The sequence below is a fragment of the Actinocrinis sp. genome (genome assembly GCF_035605935.1).
In the GTDB taxonomy this organism is placed as follows: Bacteria; Actinomycetota; Actinomycetes; order Streptomycetales; family Catenulisporaceae; genus Actinocrinis.
Window position 1 is genome coordinate 1 of record NZ_DATNGK010000042.1, and the last position, 6,652, is coordinate 6,652.

The window sequence follows — 6,652 nt, forward strand, 5'->3', positions numbered from 1 at the left end:
ACAGCAGCCGGGGGCGCTCGGAGAGCACGGCGACCGGGGTGTCCGAGCCCATCGAGCCGATCGGTTCCGCGGCGGCCTTGGCCATCGGGGCGAGCAGGACGCGCAGCTCCTCCTCGGTGTAGCCGAAGGTCTGCTGGCGGCGCACCACCGAGGCGTGGGTGTGCGTGATGTGCTCACGCTCGGGCAGCTGGTCGAGGTGGATCAGACCGGCGTGCAGCCAGTCCTGGTAGGGGTGCGCGGCGGCCAGTTCCGCCTTGACCTCCTCGTCCTCGACGATACGGTGCTGCGCGGTGTCGACGAGGAACATGCGGCCGGGCTGGAGGCGGCCCTTGCGCACGACCTTGGCCTGGTCGATGTCCAGCACGCCGACCTCGGAGGCCAGCACGACGAGGCCGTCATCGGTGACCCAGTAGCGGGAGGGGCGCAGGCCGTTGCGGTCGAGCACGGCGCCGATGAGGGTGCCGTCGGTGAAGGTGATGGAGGCGGGGCCGTCCCAGGGCTCCATCTGGCAGGAGTGGTACCGGTAGAACGCCCGCTTGGCGGGGTCCATCTCGGTGTGGTTCTCCCAGGCCTCCGGGATCATCATCAGCACCGCGTGCGGCAGCGAGCGCCCGGCCAGGTGCAGCAGTTCCAGGACCTCGTCGAAGGTGGCCGAGTCGCTGGCGCCGGGGGTGGCGATCGGGAAGATGCGGTCGAGCGGGCCCTTGAACGCGTCGGTGGCCAGCTGGGACTCGCGGGCGCGCATCCAGTTGCGGTTGCCCTGCACTGTGTTGATCTCGCCGTTGTGCGCGACGAAGCGGTACGGGTGCGCGAGCGGCCAGGCCGGGAAGGTGTTGGTGGAGAACCGGGAGTGGATCAGCGCGATGGCGCTGGCCAGGCGGCGGTCGGACAGGTCCGGGAAGAAGGGCTCGAGCTGACCGGTGGTCAGCATGCCCTTGTAGACAAGGGTGCGGGCGGAGAGCGACGGGAAGTACACGTCGGTCTCGTGCTCGACCCGCTTGCGCAGCATGAACGCGAGGCGGTCCAGCTCGATGTCGGCCTCGCCGTTGGCCCCGGCCACGAACAGCTGGCGGAAGCGCGGCATGACGGCGCGGGCGGTGGCGCCGAGCAGTTCCGGGGTGGTGGGCACGTAGCGCCAGCCGAGGACTTCGAGGCCTTCCTCGGCGGCGATCGCGGCGACCGCGTCGTAGGCCTGGAGTTCGACCTCGTCGTTGTTCGGGATGAAGGCCAGGCCGACGGCGTAGGCGCCGGCCGGCGGCAGTTCGAAGTCGACGGTCTCACGCAGGAAGAGGTCCGGGACCTGAATCAGTATCCCGGCGCCGTCGCCCGAGTCCACCTCGGCCCCGGAGGCGCCGCGGTGCTCGAGGTTGCGCAGCGCGGTGAGGGCCTGATCGACGATGGTGTGGCTGGCCACCCCGGTGAGCGTCGCGACGAACGCGACACCGCACGCGTCTTTCTCGGCCCGCGGGTCATAGAGACCCTGGGCCGCGGGGATGCCGCTCAGCAGCGCCGATTGCTGCGTCGAGTGGCGATGGGGGGCCGCTTGGGACATCGGGGTCCTCCATGGTCGTCGGTAAGGGTCCGCGCCTGAATGCGCGCATGAGGGACGACACTGGCCCTGCCCGCGGTGGCTTTGAGGTTACACGATGGATCTACCGTCCGTCAGTAGAGAATCTCGCATCTCACATGCCGGACAACGCCTCTTTGACCTGCGGCTGTAGCGCGCTACGAACTGTTTTCCCCCTGTTGCGCGCCGTTCACGCCCCCTAGCTGAGATACGTCTCACAGAACACGCGACGGGCGCGGATCCGGGATGGATCCGCGCCCGTCGGCGCAGGTCAGTCGGCGACCGTTACGGGTTAGCCGGTTGACTTTCGGTCGGCTCGGCGGCGGTGTGCCTTTCAATGTCGCTGCCTTCGGCGGCGGCGACCTGAGGCGATTGTTCTTCTCGTCGCGGTGCGTCCGGGTTAACCTCGGCGCCATCCGGCTGTGCTTCGCCATCCGCCGTGTCGTCCGGCACAGCGGCTCCGGCCTGCGGAGATCCGAAGTGCGGCCAGTGCATCTCCGCCGGCGTCTCACGGCCTGGACGGCGCCTGGAACTGACGATCAGGTACACCAGCGCGCCGACTCCGACGACGATCGCGGTCCAGTCGTTGAGGCGCAGACCGGCGATGTGGTGCGCGTAGTCGCTGCGCAGGTGCTCGATCCAGCCGCGCCCGATTGTGTAGAGCAGTACGTAGAGCGCGAACGCGCGGCCGTGCCCCATCCGGAAACGGCGATCGGCCCACAGGACGATGAGCGCGACGATCACGCACCAGATCGACTCGTAAAGGAACGTCGGCTGGAAGTGCCCTGCGACGGTGGTCGTGCCCGGGATTCCTGAGCACGGCGTGGCTTTCCGGGTCACGTCGTCCATGCAGTGGATGGTCAGGCCCCACGGCTTGGTGGTCGGGTCGCCGTACAGCTCGTTGTTGAACCAGTTGCCCCAGCGGCCGAGGCCCTGCGCGAGCACGATTCCGGGTGCCAGCGCGTCCGCCAGCGGTGGGAGTTTCACTCCGCGCCGTCGCGCCCCGATCCAGGCGCCGAGCGCGCCGAGCGCGATCGCGCCCCAGATACCCAGGCCGCCGTCCCAGATGTAGAACGCGCGCACCCAGTCCTTGCCGGTGGTGAAGTAGAGCTCGTAGTCGGTGATGACGTGGTAGAGCCGGCCGCCGAGCAGACCGAAGGGCACGGCCCAGATGGCGATGTCCGTGATGACGTGCGGCTCGCCGCCGCGGTCCCGCCAGCGCCGCTCGCCAAGCCACACGGCCACCGCGATTCCCGCGATGATGCACAGCGCGTAGAACCGGATCGGGAACGGGCCGAGCTTGAGCTCGGCGGTGGTCGGGCTCGGCAGGAAAGCCAGCGGGTGCGGCGCCAGCGGCGTCATGACTTGCTCGCTGACGGCGACGGTGAGCCTGACGCGCCCGCGCTGGAGGAGGCTGCGGCGCTGCTGCTCGGGGAAGCGCTCGGGTTGACCCCGGCCAGCTTGTCGATCGAGGCGATGAACGCGGCCTGCGCTGCCTCGGTGGTCGACGCGCTCGGCAGCGTGAACGCCTTGCCGTTGGCGTAGATCGTCGGGGTGGACGGCGAATTGTTGGTGACCTTGTTCAGGTCCGCGTAGTTCTGCTTCACCCAGTCGAAGTATTTGTGCGTGTTGACGCAGGACTCGAAGGTCTTGGAGTCCAGCCCCTGCACCTGCTTGGCCAGCGAGATCAGCGTCGCGTCCGAGGCGAAGGAGTCGGTGTTCTCGTTCGGCTGGTTGGCGTAGATGACGTCGTGGTAAGCCTGGAAGTGCCCGGCGTCCTGGGCGCAGGCGAAGGCGTTGCCCGCGTGCAGCGAGCCGCTGCCGTTGGTGTTCGCGTCGATGAGCGTGACCGGGTGGATCAGCAGCTGGAGCGTGCCGTCCTGGACCAGCTTGTTGTAGGCGGCCGTGTACGTCGTCTCATACGACTTACACGCCGAGCAGCGGGCGTCTTCGTAGACGGTGAGCTTGACCTTGGCGTCGGAGTTGCCGATCGGGATCGCCATGCCGTCCGCGGCGCTGACTCCGCCGGTGGTGTCGGCAATCGCGCCCACGGGCACGGCCGTCGGGGTCTTGGGGCCGTTCGCGGCCTGCACCGCGAAGGCGACGCCGACGGCGACCACGATGACGGCCACGACGGACCCGTAAATGGCGTAGAGCCGGTTGCGCCGGGCACGGCGCTGCTGCTCAAGCCGCAGCTGTGCGGCGCGCTGGCGGGCCAGCTCCTTGCCTACCTTGTTGGCCTTGCTCATCGTCGGCGGTCCACTTCCGGGTCAGTCGCGAGTGCGGGCGGTCGGTAGCGGCCCGTACGCCCCGACCGGCCGAGGTGTAGCCCCGGCCGGCGAGGCGCGCACAAAGCCGCTGCCGCATCCTAATCTCGCCGCCGCGCGGTGCCACCCTCCCCCCGATCACATCTCGGGGAATTCATGGCGTTGCGTGACCTCTCCGTGACCTTGGCCGCGGCGCGGGACGTAGCGCCGGGGCCGCGGTCAGCGCGCTGCGGCTACCGCCGCGTCCAGTGCGGCCCGGAAAGCGGCCTGCTGAGTGGCGGGAGGCTGGGTGGTCAGCTTGTACTGCTTGCCGTTGATCGCATAGTACGGAGTGGCGACGGAGCCGTTCAGGACGGTGTACAGCGAGCTGTAGTTGCGCTTGACCCAGGAGCCGTGGGTGTCGCCGGTGACGCAGGCCTCGAAGGCGGGGCTGTCGAGTCCGGGAACCTGCTTGGCGAGGGAGATGAGCGCGGCGTTCGAGCTGAAGACGTCGTCGGTCTCCTCGGGCTGGTTGGCGTACAGCGCGTCGTGATACGCGGTGAACTTGCCAGGTCCGGCGTCCTGCGCGCACGCCCCGGCGTTCCCCGCGCGCAGCGATCCGGTCCCGCCGAGGTTGCGGTCGAGCAGGTCGACCAGGTGGTACTGGACCTGGATCTTCCCGGCGAGCGCGGATGACTTGTAGGTCGGCTCGAACATCGACTCGGCGAGCCGGCAGTAGGGGCAGCGGAAGTCCTCGTAAATGGTGAGTGTGACGCGGGCGGGCGCGGCCGAGGAGACGGACGGGGAGAAGGCGGTGTTCGCGCCGAACGGGATGGCCAGGCTGCCCTCGCCGACGGCTGCGGCGGGCGCGACGAACGGCCCCGTGCCGAGGGCGGCTTCGGCGACGGCCCGGTTGTGCTGCACGAAGATCCCGACCGTGACGAGTGCGGCGATGGCGGCGAACACTCCCCCGCCGATCCACAGCTGTCGCTTGCGCCGCTGCGCCGCGACCTGTGCCTGCCGTACGGCCGCGGCCTTCACGCGGCCAGACCGCTCGGGTGCGGCGCTGTCGCGTGCGGAACTTTCACGTGCGCCCGGGTCGCGCGTCGCGTCGAGCGTGTCAGTCGCTTCAGTCACATCGTCTTGGACCGGGCTGCCGAGCCCGCGATTCTCCACCATGCCGGACATGCTGGCGTGAACCGGGGCAAAGCAATCGCGCGACACGACCAGCCGCGCCGCCCCTTCACCGCATCGGGTGATGAGTGGCAATCGGGAGCGGCCGCGCGCTTCGTCAGCCGAGGAATGAGTTGATGGCCGCGGCGAAGCCAGCGGGATCGTCGACCCACGGGAAGTGCCCCGCCCGAGCTTGAACGACGACCTTCGCATCGTTGAATACCCGAGCCGCAGCGTGCGCCATGGCAGGCGTCACCATGGGGTCTGCCTCACCCACGAGCAGCAGAACGGGCGCGGTCAGCTTCGCCAGCGCGCTCTGAATCGCGGACGAATCGAGGTTCACCTCGGCGAAGTAGCCCAGCCGCGCGGCCATGTGCCGATCCGCGACGCCGACCGTCGCGTGGGCTCGGGCCGCGTCGTCCCAGCGGCCGTAGAACAACGGCCGCGACGCGCGGAAAGCGTCGATTGACAGATCTCCGTTGAAGATCTTCTCCAGCGCGGCCCGCGCGGCCGGATACCAGGGCTCTGCCGCTGCACGCTCCAACGCGGCGATGAATTCGTCCTCGTCGCCGTCGACGCCGATCGCGGCGAGACCGGGGGTGACCAGGATGAGTCGGGAGATGCGCTCCGGGTACGCAGCCGCGTACAGCGTCGCCAGGTTCGCACCCGCCGAATGCGCAAGCAGGTCCATCCGCTCCAGGCCGAGATGCGTGCGCAACGCTTCGACATCGCGCACCAGCCGGTCAACGCGGAATGTCGCGCTATCCGCTGGATCGCTCGAGCGGCCAACGCCGCGAGGGTCCAGCAGGACCAGCTGTCGTGACGAATCGAGACCACCGAGATCACCCAGATACTCCGCGGCCCTCCCCGGCCCGCCGGGCAGGCAGACCAGCGGTGTCCCGTCGCCCACGAGCCGATACGCGAGTTCCACGCCGTCGTAGGACGCGAAGTAGCCCATGCCGCGCAGTGTATTTCGGCCGAGCCGACCGCGGTACGAGCAGGAAGCCGACTTACCTGCCCTGGACGCGACGGACCATGCCGGCGACACGGCTCAGCCGGCGCCGTTCTGCACCGGATAGTGGATGACGACCGCACCACCGGTGGCGTAATTGGCGACATCGGCAGTCACTTGCCGGCCCTGCGCAGACGCCCTCGCCTCGGTCATCGCCGCAGCGTCAGCGAACTCGGCCTCGAAGACCGCGAAGTAAGGCGTCTGTCCTTGCAGCGCTGCCACCTCGAAGCTGTAGCGCCACCCGAGCAGGCCCGGCATGCGCGCGACCAGCGGGAGGTGATTGTTCAGGTAGTAGTCGCGGAAGTGGTCGGGGTCGGCGGGCTCGCGATACAGGACCATCAGCTTATGCATAACACCTTCCGTTCAGCGGCGAGCGACCACAGAACCGAGGAGATCTCGGGCCGTCGCCATAGCGGTACCGCCACTTTGATACCCGCCCGGTCGCACCGGTCAGCCGTAGTGGCTTGACGAAGCGCCTCTTAAGGCGCTTCGGAAATCGAATCGATGGGGCGTACGATAGTGTGTCGGATATCGAAGCAGCAAGAGGGGGCGCAACGACAGATGGCGGCACCCAGGCCGGGACGGGCGGTCCGAGGGTCGAGCACCGGCCGGCCACTGATGGCCGCTCTCGACCTGTTCGGGCGTAGGTGGAAC

Annotated in this window: 6 protein-coding genes; all 6 read right to left on the reverse strand. The window is 68.8% G+C overall.

The annotated features are described in order from the left end of the window. A partial coding sequence (locus tag VN779_RS03130; protein WP_325719923.1) for a glutamate synthase central domain-containing protein occupies window positions 1–1,552 on the reverse strand: 1,552 nt, incomplete at its 3' end. Window positions 1,553–1,852: 300 nt separating this feature from the next. After that, entirely contained in the window at window positions 1,853–2,929 is a 1,077-nt protein-coding gene (gene lgt, locus VN779_RS03135; RefSeq protein ID WP_325719925.1) for a prolipoprotein diacylglyceryl transferase, read from the reverse strand. Further along, a complete protein-coding gene (locus tag VN779_RS03140; RefSeq protein ID WP_325719927.1) occupies window positions 2,926–3,816 on the reverse strand; it encodes a DsbA family protein in 891 nt (296 codons plus the stop codon). Before VN779_RS03140 ends, lgt begins: the two co-directional genes overlap by 4 nt. A 237-nt stretch (window positions 3,817–4,053) precedes the next feature. Then, window positions 4,054–4,992, reverse strand: coding sequence for a DsbA family protein (locus VN779_RS03145; protein ID WP_325719929.1), 939 nt, complete (start codon window positions 4,990–4,992; stop codon window positions 4,054–4,056). Between the two features lie 112 nt (window positions 4,993–5,104). After that, window positions 5,105–5,944 carry an alpha/beta hydrolase gene (locus VN779_RS03150; RefSeq protein WP_325719931.1) on the reverse strand — a complete coding sequence of 280 codons (840 nt, stop codon included), beginning with the start codon at window positions 5,942–5,944 and terminating at the stop codon, window positions 5,105–5,107. Between the two features lie 93 nt (window positions 5,945–6,037). Beyond that, a complete protein-coding gene (locus tag VN779_RS03155; protein WP_325719933.1) occupies window positions 6,038–6,349 on the reverse strand; it encodes an EthD family reductase in 312 nt (103 codons plus the stop codon). Window positions 6,350–6,652 lie beyond the last annotated feature (303 nt).

Coding starts and splice junctions, on each gene's coding strand:
- VN779_RS03145 (WP_325719929.1), bottom strand. CDS start 4,992: ATGGTGGAGAATCGCGGGCTCGGCAGCCCGGTCCAAGACGATGTGACT.
- lgt (WP_325719925.1), bottom strand. CDS start 2,929: ATGACGCCGCTGGCGCCGCACCCGCTGGCTTTCCTGCCGAGCCCGACC.
- VN779_RS03150 (WP_325719931.1), bottom strand. CDS start 5,944: ATGGGCTACTTCGCGTCCTACGACGGCGTGGAACTCGCGTATCGGCTC.
- VN779_RS03140 (WP_325719927.1), bottom strand. CDS start 3,816: ATGAGCAAGGCCAACAAGGTAGGCAAGGAGCTGGCCCGCCAGCGCGCC.
- VN779_RS03155 (WP_325719933.1), bottom strand. CDS start 6,349: ATGCATAAGCTGATGGTCCTGTATCGCGAGCCCGCCGACCCCGACCAC.